An 18947-nucleotide genomic window follows, 5' to 3' on the forward strand; every position below is an offset into this window, starting at 1 on the left:
TTGTCGCCGATAGACGGGCGCCTTGCGCATTTCAATTAAAAAGGCTAGCGCATCTCGCACTAGCCAATTGAGGTTTCACTCTATTGTAAAAAATTATGTTGGGACAGTAACATATTATATTGTTTTGTAAGTTCCATAAATAATGCTTCATCACGATCCACTAATGATTGGTCAATTTGTTTTAGTAATTGTTCTTTCCTAAAGGAGGCCTGTGATTGGATGAGAACCATTTCTGCTACCTTCTCATACATCTCTTCATCAGGCGTTAGAGGCATAACAACTACTTCATTTTTTTGCTCTTTGTTAAAATGGTCCATTACGTAATCACTCCTTTTTATTTTTCGCTTATTTGTAAATAAAACTTGCGTTTACCTATAAGCGCCACTATAACCATGCTATTTTAGGAAAATAATGCATCGTCTAGTTGTCTTTCTATTATGAAGGGAAAGCAGCGAAAAGTAAAGTGTTTTTTTAGAAAATTTAGATATGTCAGAACTTAGTTGAATTGGAAAACGTTGAGATAAGAGCAGGAGAATATGAAAAAATGGGTTACTTTCCTATATCACATCATAGTATGATATGAGGACTTTTTAACTTTCCTTAGCAGGAGTCGAACCCTGCTAAGGAAAATTAAAAGCCTCCGGCGGATGCCTCAGATTTTCAAAGGAAACTTTCGAGCAGTAAGATCAAAGACTAATAACGCCACATCCTGTGGCAACGTCTTTATGACCCACTTCCTGTGGGCCTAAAATCTGGGCGCAAATACGCCAAGGCGCATTTGATAAAAAAGGGAGGTACCTGCTATGAATCAACCATATGGTGGTTATCAAGTGAATCCATATAATCGAGCAGTTCCACAATATTATTACCCATATTATCCCATTAATCGCTACCAACAAGCTTATTATATAAATCCCTACTCACCAGAAAACCAAATCAGACAAACAGAGGAATTTCAAAATGTGTGGAAAGAGGTACGGAAAAATCTAAAACCACATTATGATGAACTAGCAGAATATAATGTCAACCGGAGAATATCGCAATACATTGCAATGCAAGTTGTCATGTTTACACTTATGACGCAAAATCAATTTTCAGGTTCCCTAGACCAAAAGGTTAATCAGACCTATCATGCTTTTAGAAATCAAGCCAATTGGGTTTTTGTCGTCCTGTCCCCTTATCGGATTCCGGATCGGGTTCTTGAAAGAATATTAAAGGCGATCATTCGACTTACCTATGAAAATATTGGCTACTCGTCAGAAAAAAATTGGAGTGATTGGGAGGACCTTGAGGGTTATTTAACATCAGGGCCTTCTGCTATGGCGACTAGAAGAGACCAATTAGATGTCTATGTGCGCGGAAGAAATCGGGTCCTCTACCACCGGATGTGGAATGGATCCAGATGGACAGATTGGGAGAGTCTCGGAGGTTCTCTAACATCATCACCTGCCGCGGTTTCGTGGGGTACAGGTAGAGTAGATGTTTTTGCTCGCGGTGACAAAAATCAATTGATTCATAAATACTGGGACGGCTCTTCATGGAGTGATTGGGAGGATTTAGGCGGAGTGCTCTCGTCATCACCTGCAGTTGCATCATGGGGAGAGAATCGTCTAGATGTATTTGGAAGAGGTACGGATCGCCATCTTTATCATAAGTATTGGGATGGAGAAGGATGGAGTGATTGGGAGGATTTAGGAGGTATTCTGACGTCAGCACCTGGGGCAGTTTCATGGGGGCCGAATCGAATTGATGTCTTTGTTCGTGGTGAAAATCGAGCTCTTTATCATAAGTACTGGGATGGATCGAATTGGAGCAACTGGGAGGATCTTGGCGGTCAATTAACCTCAAGTCCAGCTGCATCCTCAAGAGAATCCAATCATTTAGATGTTTTTGTCAAAGGCGCGGATAATCATCTTTATTTAAAAAATTGGGACGGAAGCAGTTGGAGTGATTGGGAGGATCTTGGTGGAACACTAACCTCAGAACCATCCTCAGCCTCGTGGAGTCGCAACCGAGTTGATGTCTTTGCAAGAGGAGAAAACAATCAATTAATCCATAAATGGAAATCATAAATCGACGTTCACTCAAGGAGTTGTGAATATGCCAAGATATGTATGGGGAGTGGATTCGGCAGCAACCGCCGATGAAGAATTATATTCATGTGTGAAAAGCAAATTTGGAAACCCGAAGTTTTGGGGTAGATATTTAAGTGAAGTACCGAATGTTTCACATGGCTTAACAAGAGAAGAGATTTCCTTTTTACGAAATCGAGGAATTAAGATTTTACCGATTTATAATGTTTTTTCCGATGCGACTAGTTATGAAAAAGGGCAGCTTGCTGCGCGAAATGCCGTGTTTAATGCAAGACGTCTTGGTATTCCAAATAATGTAGCCTTGTTTGCAAATATCGAACGCTTTTTTGCTGTTGATGAAGCTTGGATTCGTGGGTGGGTTGAATCCATTCACCCAACTGGCTTTCGTCCGGGGCTTTACCATGATCCAGTAGAAGGCGATTTTTCGAATGCGTATTGTGAGGCTGTTCGAAAAAATAATCAGATTGCCGTACAAACCATATTATGGAGTGCTGAACCAGAACCCGGAGTAACGAGGGAAAGAAATGCGCCAGCCTTTCGCCCGCAATCACCAAAATGTAAAGCAAATGTGTGGGTATGGCAATACGGAAGAGATTCAAAAGACTGTCCAATTGATACAAATTTAGCGGACCAACGCACTTTAAATTATCTCTATTAAAAAAACCAGGTACATACACCTGGTTTTTTCATATTCAATGTCTAGCTCCGGTCGCCGATAGGCGGGAGCCCTCCGCATTTTTAATTAACGATAACTTTCTCCTAATTTTTTGAAAACGGGTTTTTGGTAGGTTCGTTTGTTTGGACGATGGGTATTCTCCGTTTTTTCTTCGATTCCAACGTATTGTTGTAGAAGGCTTTTAGATAGAGAAAGTGATAGATAGGTTTTTGGATTGCGATATGTCTGATTCAAATTTCCAAGATGTGGTAGGCGAGAGAAGTCTTCTTTTGTAGGAGGCATGTGAAAATAATAATCTCCGGCTGAAATTAAGACATCGGATTGCTGTTGACTATTTTTTGGATTTCTGGAAAAATGAAGTCCTTCTTTTTTGGCTTTTCCTTCTGAAATAAGCTTTTCTAAAGCCTTGCGCTTAAGTAAATATAAGAACTTAGGGTTTGTCGCCGTTTTAGCATGTCGGTTCACAACAAAGATGGCACGGGCTAGGTTGTCCACATTTGGTTCTAGCGGGGCTTGATTTACCTGTTTTTTCATACTTTCTCTCCTTTCTATCTTTTATTATACTGGTAGTAGTGAATTTTGACAAATTCATCAGTGTCTATCCGATTGATAGAATTATTGAAAAGAATTCTTTAAAAAATAAAGGAATTTGTCGATAGATGGAGAAGAAATAGATATTACTTGAATTAGGGAATGGTATCATGGACAGAACGAACAATGTTATTCTAAAGGATGATCAATTTAGCCTTTTTGATGATAAAATCGAAGGGATCATCTTTGAAATTATCCTTAAACATATTAAGGATTTAATATATGTTATGAAAGTTGAAGAGAACGGCAGCTTCTCCTATGTTTTCTTAAATGAAGAAGCAAAGGGACACGCGAAATTGACTGGTAATAGTCTTGGAAAAACACTTCATGAAGTATTGCCTTATGAAACAGCAGCCCATTTGCATGATCAATACCAATCTGTATTGGAGAAAAAAGAACCAATCTCTTTTCAGGATGTTGTTATTTTAGCTAACCAGAGAGTTGTTCACGGGGAATCTATTTTAACTCCGATATTTGATGATAAAGGTGATATAACTTTTATCGTAAGTGTTACCCGTGATATCTCTGCTAGAGTTGCTGATAAAGAAATGATTACCTACATGGCTTATCATGATCATCTTACAGGACTGCCAAATCGCAGTTCGTTAAAAAAGGACTTAGACAACGCTGTAGAAGAAGCGAAAATGAATAACCAAAATCTATCATTAATGTTTATAGATCTTGATCGTTTTAAATTTTTCAATGATTCAATGGGGCATGTTGCTGGGGATCACCTTTTAAAAGAAGTTGGAAAAAGGTTAGCTACAATAAGTCATAAGAGCTACAAAGTGTTCCGCCAAGGTGGGGACGAATTCATTGTTATTCTCCCAAACACATCAGGGGAACTATCTGAGCAATTCGCGCAACATGTGAACCTAGCTTTTGAAAAGCCTTTCCTCTTAGAGCAAAAAGAGTTTTTTATTTCAGCTAGCATCGGAATTAGTATTTTTCCTACAGATGGACAAGATGGAGATACATTAATAAAAAATGCGGATACGGCCCTGTATCGTGCTAAGGAATTAGGTAGATCGCTTTATCAATTTTATAGTACGGATTTACAAAAACGGACTTCACACTTGATGCAATTGGAGACAGGGCTTAGAAAAGCAATTGAGAAAAATGAACTTGAAATCTACTACCAACCACAGCTGGATCTTAGTACAGATAAAGTAACAAGCTTTGAGGCACTATTAAGATGGAAACATCCGGATCTTGGTTCTGTGTCTCCAGCTGAATTTATTCCGATTGCAGAGGATACCGGCCTTATTTTATCAATCGGGGAATGGATCATTCAGACGGTATGCCAAAAACTAAAGCAATGGAAAGAGAACGGGTATGGATCTATTTCAATTTCCATCAATCTGTCGCCAAAACAATTTCAGCAGCCTGAGTTAGTGAAAATTATTGAGCAAAATATTGAACAGAATCAAATATATCCAGGAAGTCTTGAATTTGAGCTAACAGAAGGGGCTATGCAGGATCCGAAGAGAACATTAAAAACTCTCGCAAAATTAAAGGAAATTGGGGTTCGTATTTCCGTAGATGACTTTGGAACGGGTTATTCCTCCTTAAGCTATATTAAAAAACTTCCAATTGATACACTAAAAATTGACCAGTCCTTTGTTAAGGATGTGCTCCGTGATGACAAGGATGCTGCGATTACAACAACGATTATTCACTTAGCGCAAAGCCTCGGTCTTTCTGTAATTGCAGAGGGAGTAGAAGAGGAACAACAGGTAGAATTTTTCAAAATCATGGGTTGTCATAAGTTACAAGGCTATTTCTTTAGTAAACCCATCCCGGAAAATGAAATGATTGAACATTATCTAAAAAATAAGTAGTTGATAAAGAGAGGATGTCTAAAAAGTCCCTAAAATAGTAAAGCAGCGAGAGAAAAACATACAGTTTTTCTCTCGCTGCTTTTTTGTCATACTATTCCCATTGAAGCAGCAGGGCGGATCCTAGCTACTTTCAGTAGATTGTGTGCCAATGCTACTATCCCGAACTCGACATGGACTTTGTCGAGACCCCGCAGGAGCTTGCGACGAGGAGGCTCTCGGACCGCCCGCGGAAAGCGAGTACCTGCAGCGGAAATCAACGCTACGTTCTAATCGGAACATTAAAAAAATAAGGAGGGGCAGCCCTCAAAAGTCATTTTTCAATGACTTTTCGGACAGTCCCTTTGGCTAGGTAGAAACTAATGTAAAAACAGAGATTTCAGGTTTTGCTAAAAATCGTAATGGAAGTCTTGTTGTGCCAAGCCCACGATTGACATATAGGAACATTTCACTAGGACCAATTAGATGATCTCCCTCATAGTAAATGCTGCCGAGCGGTGGGGTAATCAGTGGGCCTACAAATGGAAGTTGAATTTGTCCTCCGTGACTATGACCTGATAATTGCATATGGGCTCCTACATCTTCTGCACGTTCGGCAATATCTGGTTCATGCGCAAGCAGAATAGTAAAACTAGAGGAATCGACGTCTTTAAATGCTTGTTCAAAATTAGGGCGGCCAAGCATGACATCATCAAGCCCGACAATCGTGATTTTTGAATCCTCTACGTAAATTTCTTCTGAGGCATTCATTAGAAGGGTAAAACCAGTTTGATCCATCAGCTTTTTATATATTTCAGATCCATAGCCTCCATGGTCATGGTTCCCGTAAATTGCGAATTTTCCAAGTGGTGCTTCTAAACGTTCAAGAATCGGAATAAGGTGGTTGGTAGCAGCGTATTTATTCGGCTCGTCCATTAAATCACCTGTAAAAAACAGAAGGTCAGGATTGAGACCATTTATTTTATCAACAATTTTCTGTAATTGCTCCAAACTAAAATGATGTCCTACATGAGTATCACTAAATTGGACAATCTTTACATTGTGAAATGGTTTCGGAATAGTTTGATGCCAAATTTCGTGCCTCGAAACTTCCAACTGTTTCGGTTCAAAATAGCGCGCATACCAATATCCGAAAGAAGACGCGATTATTGCTGTTGAAGTAGTAGCAAAAGCTCTTTTAAGAAATTTTCTTCTTGTATATTTTTTAGCCATCCTAACCCCCAACCTATCTATAAATCTTCGAAGTCATGAGACTAGTGTAGCATATTCATATTCGAATGATTTTTAAATATGTATTACAATATTAAAATAAAATAATAGAAAGAGAATATTTGTTGCCAAAATTCTTTCTTTTTTTCACGATATTTTTGAATTAATTGTTTGTATATCGATTTTCGTGTCAAAATCTGCATATATTTAACGAACGATTCATACCCATAAGAATCTGAGAACTTGTTAAAATGATGGTACTTGTACAATCCTAGGTCTAGCAAGGGAAGGATGATATTTTGAGCAAGCGAATCGTACTACTACTCGTTGTCATTTGTTTAATCGGACTTGTTTCTGTGCCAACGGCTACAGCATCATCTAATCAACCATTAACAAAGGAGCAAGTGTTTACACAACTAAAAGAAGCATTTCAGGCACAATCATCACTAACATTAGAATTTCGTACCTATGATGAGGTTCAGAAAACCCTAGCCCCTTACTTTCAAGAGGACTATATAGCCAACTTTTTAGAGGAGAATTTGATGAAGGAAGAAGAGGGGTATATTGTATATGGATCTGATTTTGCCCTCTACTTTGTTCCGTTTTATTCCTATACAGACGAAACAAAGATTTTATTTGATCAGGAAGTAAATAAAATCTTTGTCTATGAATTATTTAAATCTCCCGAATCAGGACCTGTTTCTTATCAAGATCATTATGAAGTCATCACGCTAGAAAAAATAAGCTCAAATTGGCTGATTACTGATTTAACCATGGAAGATGAGGCACCTTCTGTAAAGAAAGTTGCCCAAGAACAGACGACTAAAGGGGATACAGAGTTTTTAACATGGAATCCGTTTAAAACGACGATTTATTCCTTGCTTGAAATGGATAATCGCACGCCAATAGAGGCAGGCTGTTTTCATAAAATCTTTTGACAGTAAAATAGAAATCCCATTGGGATTTCTATTTTGTTTTAAGCATCCAATCAACAATTCCCATCGCGCAAATATCAAGGTCAAGTCCAATAATTTCGTAAACCTGATGATTCCTTGGAACATCCCGTTCATCGAGGTATGCGCTAACCTCCTTTAAAATTAGTTCCCTGATCATATCTTTATGCTCACTTGGACTTGCTGACGGTTTTTTTGCAAATGATTGTTTTCCTGCAGCCACAAAGATGGGTAACCAAAAAGAGAGTTGTTTATATACCTCATTCACACTTGTTGTCATCCCATAATGACCAAAATAAATAGTTGAAACTTGTAACGCTTTTATTTTTTCAGCAGATTCTAACATCGCATCAGGTCGGAATTGATTGGGAGAGGTCGAAGGTAAAAAAAGATCAATTTGATCTTTTACAAGCTCATGATAATAAATGCCGATTGTGTCACCAGTAAAAATACCGTTACTGACAGGATCATAAATACTGAAGTGATGATTAGCATGTCCTGGTGAATCATAAAAAACAAGTGTACAATTTGGCCCAATCCTAAGCTCTGCCTGATCTTCTTTCACAATTAGTTTTTCCTCAGGAATTGGTAAAATCGGAGCAAATAAAGAATCAAAGGCTTCACCATAGACTGCTTTTGCACCTGCAATTAATCGGCTTGGGTCTACTAAATGCCTGGCACCTTTTGGATGAACAACCACCTTTGCATGGGGACAATGCTCGAGAAGGAGTCCAGCACCTCCTGCGTGGTCTAAATGAATATGGGTTACAATGATATACTCGACATCATTTGGATTAATTTCAAGCTCTTTTAATCCTTCTAAGATGTATGGAATGGACGGACTAGCACTTGTTTCGATTATCGTAATTTTTTCTTCTTTAATTATATAAGAACCAGTTCGAGCTTTCCTGCCTAAATCATGTGCATCAATTAAAAATATTCGCTCATTTAGTTGTGTAAGATTTGCCATGTTCTCCTCCCAATTTTTTATTGTTTCGTAGCTAATTTTATTGTATTGTTACATAGTAGTTATGTAAAGGTATTGAAAACAATATTCTGATAATAGTACTCCGTTCGAAAAATGTGGATAGAAGAATGGATATTGCTCAATCCTAAAAGAAGGTCATGTACATGAAAGGAGAGGCACTTATGTCACAGTTACAAGGAATCATATCTCGCCTTATAAGCCTTCAGGAAAATGCAAATGGTGGGGAGCCCCCTCAACGTTTTTTTGAAGTAAATGGTGAAAGAAAGTGCAGTGTTAAATATTTTAACAAAACAAGTACTTTTGAACTTGAAGTATACCAGCAAGGGGAAAAACCAAAAACATATCAATTCGATAATATTGACATGATCGCAATTGAAATATTTGATTTAATTAACTAAACTATTTTTGTTAAGGTTCGGCTACTTGCCGGGCCTTTTTCTTCTTAATAAATCCTTCCAAATAAACACCGCTAAATAATACAAGTTATCCACATAAAATTATGGTAAGATAAAAGAGGAGTATTTAAAATAACAAACTGGTAATATATGAAAAATAATTACGATGTGAGGTTGTGAGGCATACGTGTTTGGTCTTCAGAGTGAAAATTTATTTGAAACAACAATTAAAGACATGCTTATTCCTGCAGATAAAGTTGCCCATGTTCAAATCGGAAATAGCTTAGAGCATGCACTTTTAGTTCTTACGAAAACTGGTTATACTGCTGTTCCAGTATTAGACCCAAAGTATAAGCTGCACGGATTAATCAGTTCAACCCATATCCTAGACTCAATCCTCGGATTAGAACGAATTGAATTTGAACGTCTAGAAAAGATGAAGGTTGAAGAAGTAATGAACAGGGAAATTCCACGGTTGAACTTTAATGACAATGTTTTAAAAGGCCTTCAGTTAGTCATTGATAACCCATTTGTTTGTGTGGAAAATGATGAATTAGTATTTGAGGGGATATTTACCCGTCGCGCAATCTTAAAACAATTGAATAAACAACTTAAAATTAAATAAAAAATCAAATCCTCCATGTACAAATGGAGGTTTTTTCTGCTAATAATGAAACTAGGCAGCATATCAATTATACTAAAAGTAAAACTAACCTCGAGGTCAGGGAGGAACGAGTGTGCAATTTTCTGAATTTCAACTATTAGTTGTTCTTGCATCTGAATTAAATATGCGAAAAGCTTCAGAACGCTTATTTGTGACGCAACCAGCATTATCTCAACGGCTACAAACGATTGAAAAAGCGTGGAATACAAAAATTTTTATCCGCTCCCAAAAAGGGCTAACACCAACACCGGCGGGAGAAAAAATTATAGATTTCGCTAAAGAAATTGTAGAAAAAGAGGAGAAAATAAGGGAGCAGCTTCAGGGGCTGAATCAGGAAGTCCATGGCACCCTTAAAATTGCGTGTGCATCCATTATTGGACAAAATTGGCTCCCGAAGGTTTTAAAGAAATATGTGAATAAGTACCCGCATGCAAAAATTTCATTAATAACTGGCTGGAGTAGTGAAATATTAAAAAATCTGTACGATGATACGGTACATATTGGAATCATTCGCGGTAAACCGGATTGGAAGGGAGTAAAACACCATTTATTAACGGATACGATGTATATGGTTGATAAAGAAATCCAAAAAATTGAACAGGTATGGGAAACCGATCGACCGTTTATTCAATTTAAAAGTGACTCTACCTATTATCAAGAAATTCAAGAATGGTGGCACCGTACCTTTCAGTCAACACCACGCCGAACAATTGTGGTTGATCAGATTGAAACGTGTAAACAAATGACCTTAAATGGAATTGGCTATGCGATTTTGCCATCAGTCACATTAAATGATGAAGAAACGAAAAATATCTATAAAATTCCGTTAATGAATGAAAACAATCAACCAATGAAACGTGATACATGGTTGGTTGGATATGATTATGCCTTTGAACTTAAGCAAGTTCAAGCTTTTGTCGAATTGATCAAGGAAAACTTGGATACTTTGTAATTTTTGTATTTCAATGAATTCTATCCTCAAATATGTAGAGAATAATCACAGTCTGATTGTGACAAATTACATATATGAGGAGGTGGATGATTAATGGCGAAAATTGGAGTTGAAGGCTCTCTAACAAATGTTCAGCAGGCTCTTCAAGAAAAAGGCTATGAAGTTGTTCAGCTAAAGCAGGAAAGTGATGCACAAAACTGTGACGCTTGCGTTGTTACAGGCTTAGATACGAATATGATGGGTATGGCTGATACTGTTATGAAAGGGCCTGTTATTGAAGCGAATGGACTATCTGCTGACGAGGTTTGTCAAGAACTGGAGAGTCGTTTAGGACAAGCGTAAATGGTGATAGATGAAAAACGAGACTAGGTACACCACCTAGTCTTTTTAATGAGACTTTTTACTTCATTTTATAAAGGTTGTTAAGATTATCTTAATTGCCAAAAATACGACAACATATCCCTTGAATCGACAGCGGTTCGTTTGTTAAACTAATTAATTTTGGTAACGGTTCCAAATTATCATGTTTAATCAAAGTGTAAACTGGTTATACAAGATATTGGTATGAACGTTATCAATCTACTTTTAAAAATAGTTGGAGGTCTTACATATGGCAGAACGTATGGTAGGTAAACAAGCTCCTCGTTTCGAAATGGACGCTGTTATGCCAAACAAAGAATTTGGTAAAGTTAGTCTTGAAGAAAACATGAAAAATGACAAGTGGACAGTATTGTTCTTCTATCCAATGGACTTCACTTTCGTATGTCCAACAGAAATCACTGCAATGTCAGATCGCTTTGAAGAGTTCGATGACTTAGATGCGGTTGTTATCGGTGCTTCAACTGATACAATCCACACACACTTAGCTTGGATTCATACTGACCGTAAAGATAACGGCTTAGGTGATCTTAATTATCCATTAGCTGCAGACACAAACCACGTTGTTTCCAAAGAATATGGTGTTCTGATCGAAGAAGAAGGTGTTGCGCTTCGTGGTTTATTCATCATCAGTCCTGAAGGTGAAATGATGTATTCTGTTGTTAACCATAACAACATCGGTCGTGACGTTGATGAAACTTTACGTGTTCTACAAGCACTTCAAACTGGTGGTCTTTGCCCAGCTAACTGGAGACCTGGTCAAGCAACACTTAACGTGTAACTTAACTCAGTAAAGGCTGACTAACATAAATGCACCTTTGATTAAACGAATACAAAAACAGGGGTCTAACATACTGTTAGGCCTTTTATTCCATAAGTTGGAGGATATATTTTATGAAATTACGTGAACAAATGCCTGAGCTTGAGGGCGAAAAGGCTTGGTTTAATGGAGAGGTTCGTAAGGACGATTTAGTTGGTGATAAACCTACACTCATTCATTTCTGGTCAATCAGCTGTGGTCTTTGTAAAGAAGCAATGCCACAGGTAAATGAATTCCGCGATCAATATAAAGACAAATTAAATGTTATCGCTGTTCACATGCCAAGATCTGAAAATGACCTTGATTTAGATGAAATTAAGCAAGTGGCTGAACAACACAACATCACTCAACCCATTTTTGTTGACAGCGAACTTAAACTAAACGATAAATTTGAAAATCAATATGTTCCTGCTTATTATGTGTTTGATAAAGAAGGGAAGCTCCGGCATTTTCAAGCTGGTGGAAGTGGAATGAAGATGCTAACAAAACGTGTTAACCGTGTGTTAGAAGAAACTGAAAAAGAATAAGATAGATAACAAGACCGAGTCAATTTTTGACTTGGTCTTGTTTTTTTATCATAGAAAAAATTTAACATTTTCAGAAAATGCACTAGTAATTTATTTCGAAAACCGATATATTATATGTTACGTAGTTTTAACATTATTTAGCAGAGAGCTAAATAATGTTAAAAGCCTCCGGCGGATGCCACAGATTTTCAAAGGAAAGTTTTCGAGCAGGCTCGAAAAAATCTGGGCGCAAATACGCCAAGGCGCATTTGAACAACATTTTTTTACGTTTTTTGGAGACATCAAGGGGGGAGTTTAATGGAAACCTTTAAGAAATTAAAGGGGTTTTATTGGCCGTATCGTAAGTATTTTTTCTGGTCATTATTTGCAATGATTTTCGTTACAGGTATTACAGTTATTTACCCAATTGTGCTACAGGTAACAATTGATGAGGTATTCCGAGCGGGTAATTATCAGCTGGTACCATATCTTGCACTAGGATTCATTGCCATCATGGTTATAAAGGGGTTAGCTACATATTTCAACCAATATCTTGGCGATTTATTTGGAATCACAACTGTGTATAAAGTGAGAAATGCATTGTATGAAAAGCTCCAACGATTATCATTTAGCTACTACGACAATGCGAAAACAGGCGATCTCATGTCACGCTTAACAGCTGATGTTGAAGGGTTCCGATTCTTTCTATCCTTTGGGTTTGCAGAATTGCTTCGTTTTACACTTTTAATTATCTTCAGTTTAGTGGTTATGTTTTCTTACTCAGTCCCACTTACTTTCGTGACAATTATGGCCTTGCCATTTTTAGCAATTGTTGTCTATCGCTTTGACAAACGTGTCCATCCGGCCTTTCGAAAGGTTCGAAAAACCTTTGGTCGCTTGAATACAAATGTTCAAGAGAACATTAGTGGAATAAATACAGTGAAGTCACTATCACGTGAAGATTTTCAAATCAATAAGTTTAATCGTTCTAACGAAGGCTATCGTGATGTATCGCTAGCGACATCTGCGATTTGGGCAAAATTTTTCCCGTTAATGGAGTTTATCGGTAATGTTTGTGTTGTTGCGCTTCTATCATATGGGGGATATTTGGTTATCGACGGTGCAGTTTCACACGGTGAACTTGTCGCCTTTTTTAGTTTGGTGTGGTACTTATTAAATCCAATCATGAACCTTGGATTTATTATTAACATGTTTTCACAAGCAAAAGCTTCTGGTGAACGTTTATTAGAAATTCTTGAGGCAGATGAAAAAATAGTTGACCGTAAAGATTGTCTAACAAAAGAAAAATTAGAAGGTCATGTTGAATTTAAAGATGTCACCTTAAAATATACCGAGGATGATGAGGCAGCACTTGAATCGATTTCGTTTACAGCACAACCAGGTAAGGTGGTTGGCTTAATCGGCGCTACTGGCTCTGGAAAAACAAGTATTACACAGCTTATGACGAGATTTTATGAGCCGGTAAAAGGGAAAGTCCTCATTGATGGTAAGGATGTTTCTGATTATTCGATTCAAACATTAAGAAGCAATATTGGATTCGTTATGCAGGAATCTTTCTTATTCTCTTCAACAATCCGGGCAAATATTGCTTATGGTAGACCTCATGCAACAATGGAGGAAATTATTGATGCAGCAAAACGCGCACAGGCACATGAATTCATCATGGAGCTCCCGAATGGCTATGATACGATGCTAGGCGAACGCGGTATGGGATTATCAGGAGGTCAAAAACAACGGATCGCAATTGCTAGGTCTATTTGTATTGACCCAAGCATTTTAATTCTGGATGATGCTACTAGCGCTGTGGACATGGAAACCGAATTTAAGATCCAGCAGGACTTAAAGGCAGTCATGAAAGGGCGCACAACATTTATCATTGCCCATCGGATTTCGTCCTTGAAACATGCTGATGAAATTCTTGTTTTAGAAAATGGAGTGATCGTGGAGCGTGGAACTCACGAGGAATTATTGAAGAATGAAGGGCCATATCAACGAATTTATGAAATTCAATACAAGGATCAAAAAGTGGTCTTACAGACACAAGTCGGATAGGTAGGTGAGATTAAATGTCCCAGGAAGAAAAACAAGATATCAAACATCGCTTCCATTATTCAACCGATCAAGCAATTGAAAAACCGTTTAATTGGAAGCAAATGCTCAGATTACTAGCTTATATGAAACCCTATACTAAGAATCTATTACCACTTGCGATTATCATGGTTTTATTAACAACTGCGGTAAGGTTAATCGCACCTATTTTAATTGGTAAGTATACGATTGACCATGCGATTGCGAATAAAGATACGAATTTATTAATTATTTTAGTTGCCACAATTGCTGGATTATATGGGATAAATTATGTGGCAAACATTTTTAGAATCAAATGGACGAATATGCTAGGGCAAAATATTATTTACGATTTACGAAAGCATCTTTTTACACACGTCCAAGGGCTTTCACACCGCTTCTTTGATAAGAGATCAGCGGGTTCCATATTAGTTCGAATCCTTAATGATGTAAACTCCCTTCAAGAATTATTCACAAATGGGGTTATTAATCTATTAATGGACTTTGTTCTGTTATTTGGGGTTATTATTATTCTCTTTGGATTAAGTCCAAAGCTCACATTAGCCATTTTAATAATCTTGCCATTAATGGTCTTAATCACGACAAAATTAAGAAGAAATATTAGAAGGTCATGGCAAACGGTTCGAATTAAACAAGCGATGCTTAACTCGCATTTAAATGAAAGCATACAGGGGATAAGGGTTACACAGAGCTTTACTCAGGAAAAAGAAAACATCGAGTTCTTTGATGGTATTAACAATGAGAACTTTGAAAGCTGGAGAGGCGCGACCCAGAAAAATGCCATGTTCCGCCCGTTTGTGGAAATGACAAATGCGGTTGGAACCGCGATTTTAATTTGGTTTGGGGCGATGTTAATTCAGGATAATGGGTTAACTGTTGGGGTATTCGTTTCCTTTGCCTTTTACTTAGGGATGTTCTGGGAGCCTATTTCACGCCTAGGTCAAGTGTATAATCAACTATTAGTAGGAATGGCATCTTCTGAGCGTATTTTTGAATTTATCGATGAAAAGCCAATCGTTGGTGAAAAAGAAAACGCGATTCACTTAACCGATATGAAAGGGAAGGTTGAATTTAATAAAGTTGAATTTTCATATGACGATAGCCGTAAAGCGTTAAAAGGCATTTCCTTAACGATGGAGGCTGGTCAAACAGTTGCCCTTGTCGGTCATACCGGATCAGGTAAAACAACAATAGCAAACCTAATAAGTCGTTTTTACGATGCAACGAGTGGGGAAGTTCGCATTGATGGAATCGATATTAAGGAATTATCGATTCAAAGTGTCCGTTCGCAAATCAGTGTTGTACTTCAAGATACCTTCATTTTCTCAGGAACAATCAAGGACAATATTCGTTTTGGTCGACCTGATGCGACAGATGAAGAGGTAATGGCGGCGGCCAAAGCAGTTGGTGCACATCAGTTTATTGAGAAACTCAATAACGGATATGATACAGAGGTTGAGGAGAGAGGAAATATCTTATCAGTCGGTGAACGACAATTATTATCCTTTGCCCGCGCACTTCTGGCAGACCCGAAAATTTTAATACTAGATGAAGCAACTGCAAGTATTGATACCGAAACCGAAGTGAAAATTCAACAAGCCTTAAAACAGTTGTTAAAAGGTCGGACTGCAATCATTATCGCCCATCGACTTTCAACAATTCGTGAGGCTGATAAGATTTTCGTACTAGATCATGGTGAAATTATTGAACAAGGTAATCATGATGAACTAATGAAACAGCAAGGAGAGTATTTTGGATTAGTAAAGGCACAATTTAAAATGCTCGAAGCAATTTAACCTAATAAATGAAAGGACTTTTAATTTGTCCTTTCATTTTTTTTTTATGTCATTTCTAAACCGAATTAAGAATTTTATGGTGCTTCCACATTGGTAATTAATTGTGTTAAAATGGGTGGTATCATCAAATTGATGGGGGAATAGAAGTGAATAAAAAGGAATTTGCGGTCATTGGCCTTGGTCGTTTCGGTGGTAGTATTTGCAGGGCATTGAGTGAGGAAGGCATGGAAGTCATGGCCATGGACATTGATGAAGATAGAGTGAATGAATATTCGACAATTGCTTCTCATGCGGTAGTAGGCGATTCCACAGATGAATCCGTCTTAAAAAGTATTGGGATTCGTAATTTTGATCTTGTCATAGTGGCAATCGGAGACAACCTGAAAGCAAGTATTTTAACAACGATTATCGTGAAGGAATTAGGAGTTAAACAAATTTGGGTAAAAGCTCAAAACGATTACCATGAGAAAATCTTAAGCAAAATTGGAGCAGATCGTATTGTCCACCCAGAACGTGATATGGGGAAACGAATTGCCCACAATATCATTTCAAATAATGTATTAGATTATTTGGAGCTTTCAGATGAGCATAGTATTATTGAAATTGTCGCTGGACAGAAAATTGATGGGAAATCTTTAATTGAATTGGATGTCCGTGCCAAATATGGAGTAACTATTGTAGCTATGAAAAGAGGGAAGGATATCATTGTATCTCCTCAAGCAACCGAGGAAATCCATAAAGGGGATATTCTAATCATTATCGGGGCTGATACAGACATCAGTCGTTTCGAAAAAAACCTAATCGAAGAATAGACGTCTCGTTTGAGGCGTTTTTTTTGCTTTCTATATCCGTCATTTGCATTTCTCACCAAAAACCCACTGAGGGAGCCTCAGTGGGAGATCAACATTGAATATAAGGGTGATATAACTTTATTCAAAGAATAAAGTTACAGCCTCCGGCGGATGCCACAGATTTTCAAAGGAAACTTTTCGAGCATGCTCGAAAAAATCTGGGCGCAAATACGCCAAGGCGTATTTGATAAAGCTTATACCTCCATAATGATTGGTAAAATCATCGGACGGCGTTTTGTCTTTTCATATAGGAACGGTGCAAGCGTATCTGTGATTTCATTCTTGATCTCAGACCATTGCGTAGTTCGACGCTCCATTACTTTATTTAAATGCTTCGAAATCAGACTTTGCGCATCATTGATTAAATCTCCGGACTCACGCATATACACAAATCCACGGGAAATTAAATCAGGTCCAGCAGCAATCTTAAAGTCCTTCATATTGATGCTTACAACAACAATTACGAGGCCTTCTTCAGAAAGAATGCGGCGGTCGCGTAATACGATATTTCCAATATCACCGACTCCACTACCATCAATATACACATTCCCTGACGGAATTTTACCAGCAACAGCTGCTTCATTCTCACTTAATGCTAGAACCTCACCATTGTCCATAATGAAGCAATTTTCTTTATATACACCACAATCTACAGCCGATTTTGCATGCATAATTTGCATACGATATTCACCGTGAATAGGCATAAAATACTTTGGTTGCATTAAGCGAAGCATTAATTTTTGCTCCTCTTGACCGCCGTGACCGGATGTATGGATGTCACTAAGTGGTCCGTGAATAACATCAGCTCCTGCACGATAAAGCATATTAATGATTCGACTAACACTCAGTGTATTCCCTGGAATAGGAGAGGATGAAAATACAACTGTATCCCCAGGAATGATTTGAATTTGTCTGTGTGTACCATTCGCTATTCTCGAAAGGGCTGCCATAGGTTCACCTTGGCTTCCAGTACATAGAATAACTACTTTATTTGCCGGAAGACGATTAATTTGGTTTGCGTCTACAAAAGTGTCCTTCGGGCATTGAATATAACCGAGGTCATACCCAATTGTGATTGCCGACTCCATACTTCTTCCGAAAACTGCAATTTTTCGATCGTTTTTAACAGCGGCTTCAACCACTTGTTGAAGTCGATGAATATTAGATGCGAAGGTAGCGAAAATGATTCGACCATCTACCGTTCGGAAAATATCCTGAATACTTTCGCCTACGCGTCTTTCAGACATCGTGAAATGAGGTATTTCAGCATTCGTACTATCAGACAGTAAACATAGAACCCCTTCTTTGCCGATTTCTGCCATTTTTTGTAGGTTTGCAGGCTCCCCAACAGGTGTAAAATCAAACTTGAAATCTCCTGTATGTACGATTTGCCCAGGAGGAGTCTTTACTACAATTCCATATGAATCAGGGATACTATGTGTTGTTCTGAAAAAAGTAACCGATGTCTTACGGAACTTAATGATGTCTTCTTCTTTTATTTCAATTAGCTTTGTCTGACGAAGGAGACCATGCTCTTCTAGCTTGTTTCGGATTAAACCTAGGGCAAGCTTTCCTCCGTAAATCGGTACATTAATTTCACGAAGTAAATAAGGAATACCACCAATATGGTCCTCATGACCATGGGTAATAAATAAGCCCTTAATTTTTTCTTCGTTCTTTACAAGATAGCTGTAATCAGGGATAACATAGTCAATTCCCAACAGCTCGTCCTCTGGAAACTTAATTCCAGCATCGATCAGGATGATTTCATCCTGAAACTGTACGCCATAAGTGTTTTTACCGATTTCCCCAAGTCCACCTAAGGCGAAAACAGCTGTTTGATCGTTCTTAACAAATTTCATAATCCATCAAATCTCCAATACTTTATAATCTTCATTTAGTTTTTCATATTCAAAATAGGCCCCTTCCACCTGTTGAATATATTCAATGTTAATTTTTCGTTCCTTTAATTTTTTGCGTACTTCAACGATAGATTCTGCTTCTATATAGATTGTTCTTGTATTTTCTCTTACAGGAACTTCATAAGCATCTTCTTGGTAGTAAACTTTAAAAATCATTGCCAAATCTCTCCTTAATTTCCGAAAGTTAGAGTAACTTTTTCTATTAT

General features: G+C 37.8%; 19 protein-coding genes. 13 read left to right on the top strand and 6 right to left on the bottom strand.

All coding sequences use genetic code 11. From position 1 onward, the window contains the following. Positions 1 to 80 precede the first annotated feature (80 nt). Positions 81 to 317: an IDEAL domain-containing protein gene (locus V7112_RS01075; protein WP_335414120.1), complete on the bottom strand. Its 237-nt coding sequence runs from the start codon at positions 315 to 317 to the stop codon at positions 81 to 83. A gap of 486 nt (positions 318 to 803) precedes the next feature. Between V7112_RS01075 and V7112_RS01080 the strand changes: the two genes are divergently transcribed. After that, positions 804 to 2072, top strand: a complete 1269-nt coding sequence (locus V7112_RS01080) for a sialidase (protein ID WP_335414123.1) — start codon at positions 804 to 806, stop codon at positions 2070 to 2072. 28 nt (positions 2073 to 2100) lie between these two features. Next, positions 2101 to 2751: a glycoside hydrolase domain-containing protein gene (locus V7112_RS01085; RefSeq protein ID WP_335414126.1), complete on the top strand. Its 651-nt coding sequence runs from the start codon at positions 2101 to 2103 to the stop codon at positions 2749 to 2751. A gap of 84 nt (positions 2752 to 2835) precedes the next feature. On the opposite strand, the gene V7112_RS01090 is transcribed toward V7112_RS01085, so the two are convergent. Continuing rightward, entirely contained in the window at positions 2836 to 3303 is a 468-nt protein-coding gene (locus V7112_RS01090) for a YkyB family protein (RefSeq protein ID WP_335414129.1), read from the bottom strand. A gap of 167 nt (positions 3304 to 3470) precedes the next feature. Here V7112_RS01090 and V7112_RS01095 point away from each other — a divergent pair, with 167 nt between their 5' ends. Next, complete coding sequence (locus V7112_RS01095; RefSeq protein WP_335414131.1) at positions 3471 to 5201, top strand: sensor domain-containing protein; 1731 nt, start codon at positions 3471 to 3473, stop codon at positions 5199 to 5201. Between the two features lie 345 nt (positions 5202 to 5546). On the opposite strand, the gene V7112_RS01100 is transcribed toward V7112_RS01095, so the two are convergent. Beyond that, positions 5547 to 6410 carry a metallophosphoesterase gene (locus V7112_RS01100; RefSeq protein ID WP_335414134.1) on the bottom strand — a complete coding sequence of 288 codons (864 nt, stop codon included), beginning with the start codon at positions 6408 to 6410 and terminating at the stop codon, positions 5547 to 5549. Positions 6411 to 6706: 296 nt separating this feature from the next. Here V7112_RS01100 and V7112_RS01105 point away from each other — a divergent pair, with 296 nt between their 5' ends. Beyond that, on the top strand, positions 6707 to 7345 hold the full coding sequence (locus V7112_RS01105; protein ID WP_335414138.1) for a DUF3993 domain-containing protein: 639 nt from the start codon (positions 6707 to 6709) through the stop codon (positions 7343 to 7345). A gap of 28 nt (positions 7346 to 7373) precedes the next feature. Here the strand turns inward: V7112_RS01105 and V7112_RS01110 are convergent, their stop codons facing one another. Next, a complete protein-coding gene (locus tag V7112_RS01110) occupies positions 7374 to 8330 on the bottom strand; it encodes an MBL fold metallo-hydrolase (protein WP_335414141.1) in 957 nt (318 codons plus the stop codon). A gap of 179 nt (positions 8331 to 8509) precedes the next feature. On the opposite strand from V7112_RS01110, the gene V7112_RS01115 reads away from it, so the two are divergent. From V7112_RS01115 to V7112_RS01155, 9 genes are all read left to right on the top strand, one after another. Next, positions 8510 to 8746: a YkuJ family protein gene (locus tag V7112_RS01115; RefSeq protein ID WP_010282860.1), complete on the top strand. Its 237-nt coding sequence runs from the start codon at positions 8510 to 8512 to the stop codon at positions 8744 to 8746. Positions 8747 to 8930: 184 nt separating this feature from the next. Further along, positions 8931 to 9368: a cyclic-di-AMP-binding protein CbpB gene (gene cbpB / locus V7112_RS01120; RefSeq protein WP_335414143.1), complete on the top strand. Its 438-nt coding sequence runs from the start codon at positions 8931 to 8933 to the stop codon at positions 9366 to 9368. Between the two features lie 112 nt (positions 9369 to 9480). Continuing rightward, positions 9481 to 10359 carry a LysR family transcriptional regulator gene (locus V7112_RS01125; RefSeq protein WP_335414146.1) on the top strand — a complete coding sequence of 293 codons (879 nt, stop codon included), beginning with the start codon at positions 9481 to 9483 and terminating at the stop codon, positions 10357 to 10359. 93 nt (positions 10360 to 10452) lie between these two features. After that, complete coding sequence (locus tag V7112_RS01130) at positions 10453 to 10701, top strand: YkuS family protein (RefSeq protein ID WP_335414149.1); 249 nt, start codon at positions 10453 to 10455, stop codon at positions 10699 to 10701. A 268-nt stretch (positions 10702 to 10969) separates the two neighbouring features. Continuing rightward, positions 10970 to 11518 carry a peroxiredoxin gene (locus tag V7112_RS01135; protein ID WP_335414151.1) on the top strand — a complete coding sequence of 183 codons (549 nt, stop codon included), beginning with the start codon at positions 10970 to 10972 and terminating at the stop codon, positions 11516 to 11518. A gap of 113 nt (positions 11519 to 11631) precedes the next feature. Beyond that, a complete protein-coding gene (locus V7112_RS01140; RefSeq protein WP_335414154.1) occupies positions 11632 to 12084 on the top strand; it encodes a TlpA disulfide reductase family protein in 453 nt (150 codons plus the stop codon). Between the two features lie 297 nt (positions 12085 to 12381). Continuing rightward, a complete protein-coding gene (locus V7112_RS01145) occupies positions 12382 to 14136 on the top strand; it encodes an ABC transporter ATP-binding protein (protein WP_335414157.1) in 1755 nt (584 codons plus the stop codon). A 14-nt stretch (positions 14137 to 14150) separates the two neighbouring features. Then, entirely contained in the window at positions 14151 to 15968 is a 1818-nt protein-coding gene (locus V7112_RS01150) for an ABC transporter ATP-binding protein (RefSeq protein ID WP_335414159.1), read from the top strand. Positions 15969 to 16114: 146 nt separating this feature from the next. Continuing rightward, entirely contained in the window at positions 16115 to 16780 is a 666-nt protein-coding gene (locus V7112_RS01155) for a potassium channel family protein (protein ID WP_335414162.1), read from the top strand. A gap of 233 nt (positions 16781 to 17013) precedes the next feature. Here V7112_RS01155 and rnjA read toward each other — a convergent pair whose 3' ends face one another. Together rnjA and V7112_RS01165 are read right to left on the bottom strand one after the other, a co-directional pair. Continuing rightward, positions 17014 to 18681, bottom strand: coding sequence for a ribonuclease J1 (rnjA, locus tag V7112_RS01160; protein WP_335414165.1), 1668 nt, complete (start codon positions 18679 to 18681; stop codon positions 17014 to 17016). A 6-nt stretch (positions 18682 to 18687) separates the two neighbouring features. Further along, positions 18688 to 18897, bottom strand: a complete 210-nt coding sequence (locus V7112_RS01165; RefSeq protein ID WP_335414830.1) for a DNA-dependent RNA polymerase subunit epsilon — start codon at positions 18895 to 18897, stop codon at positions 18688 to 18690. Positions 18898 to 18947: the final 50 nt, after the last annotated feature.

Source organism: Bacillus sp. JJ1566, assembly GCF_036962685.1.
GTDB lineage: Bacteria > Bacillota > Bacilli > Bacillales > Bacillaceae_L > Ferdinandcohnia.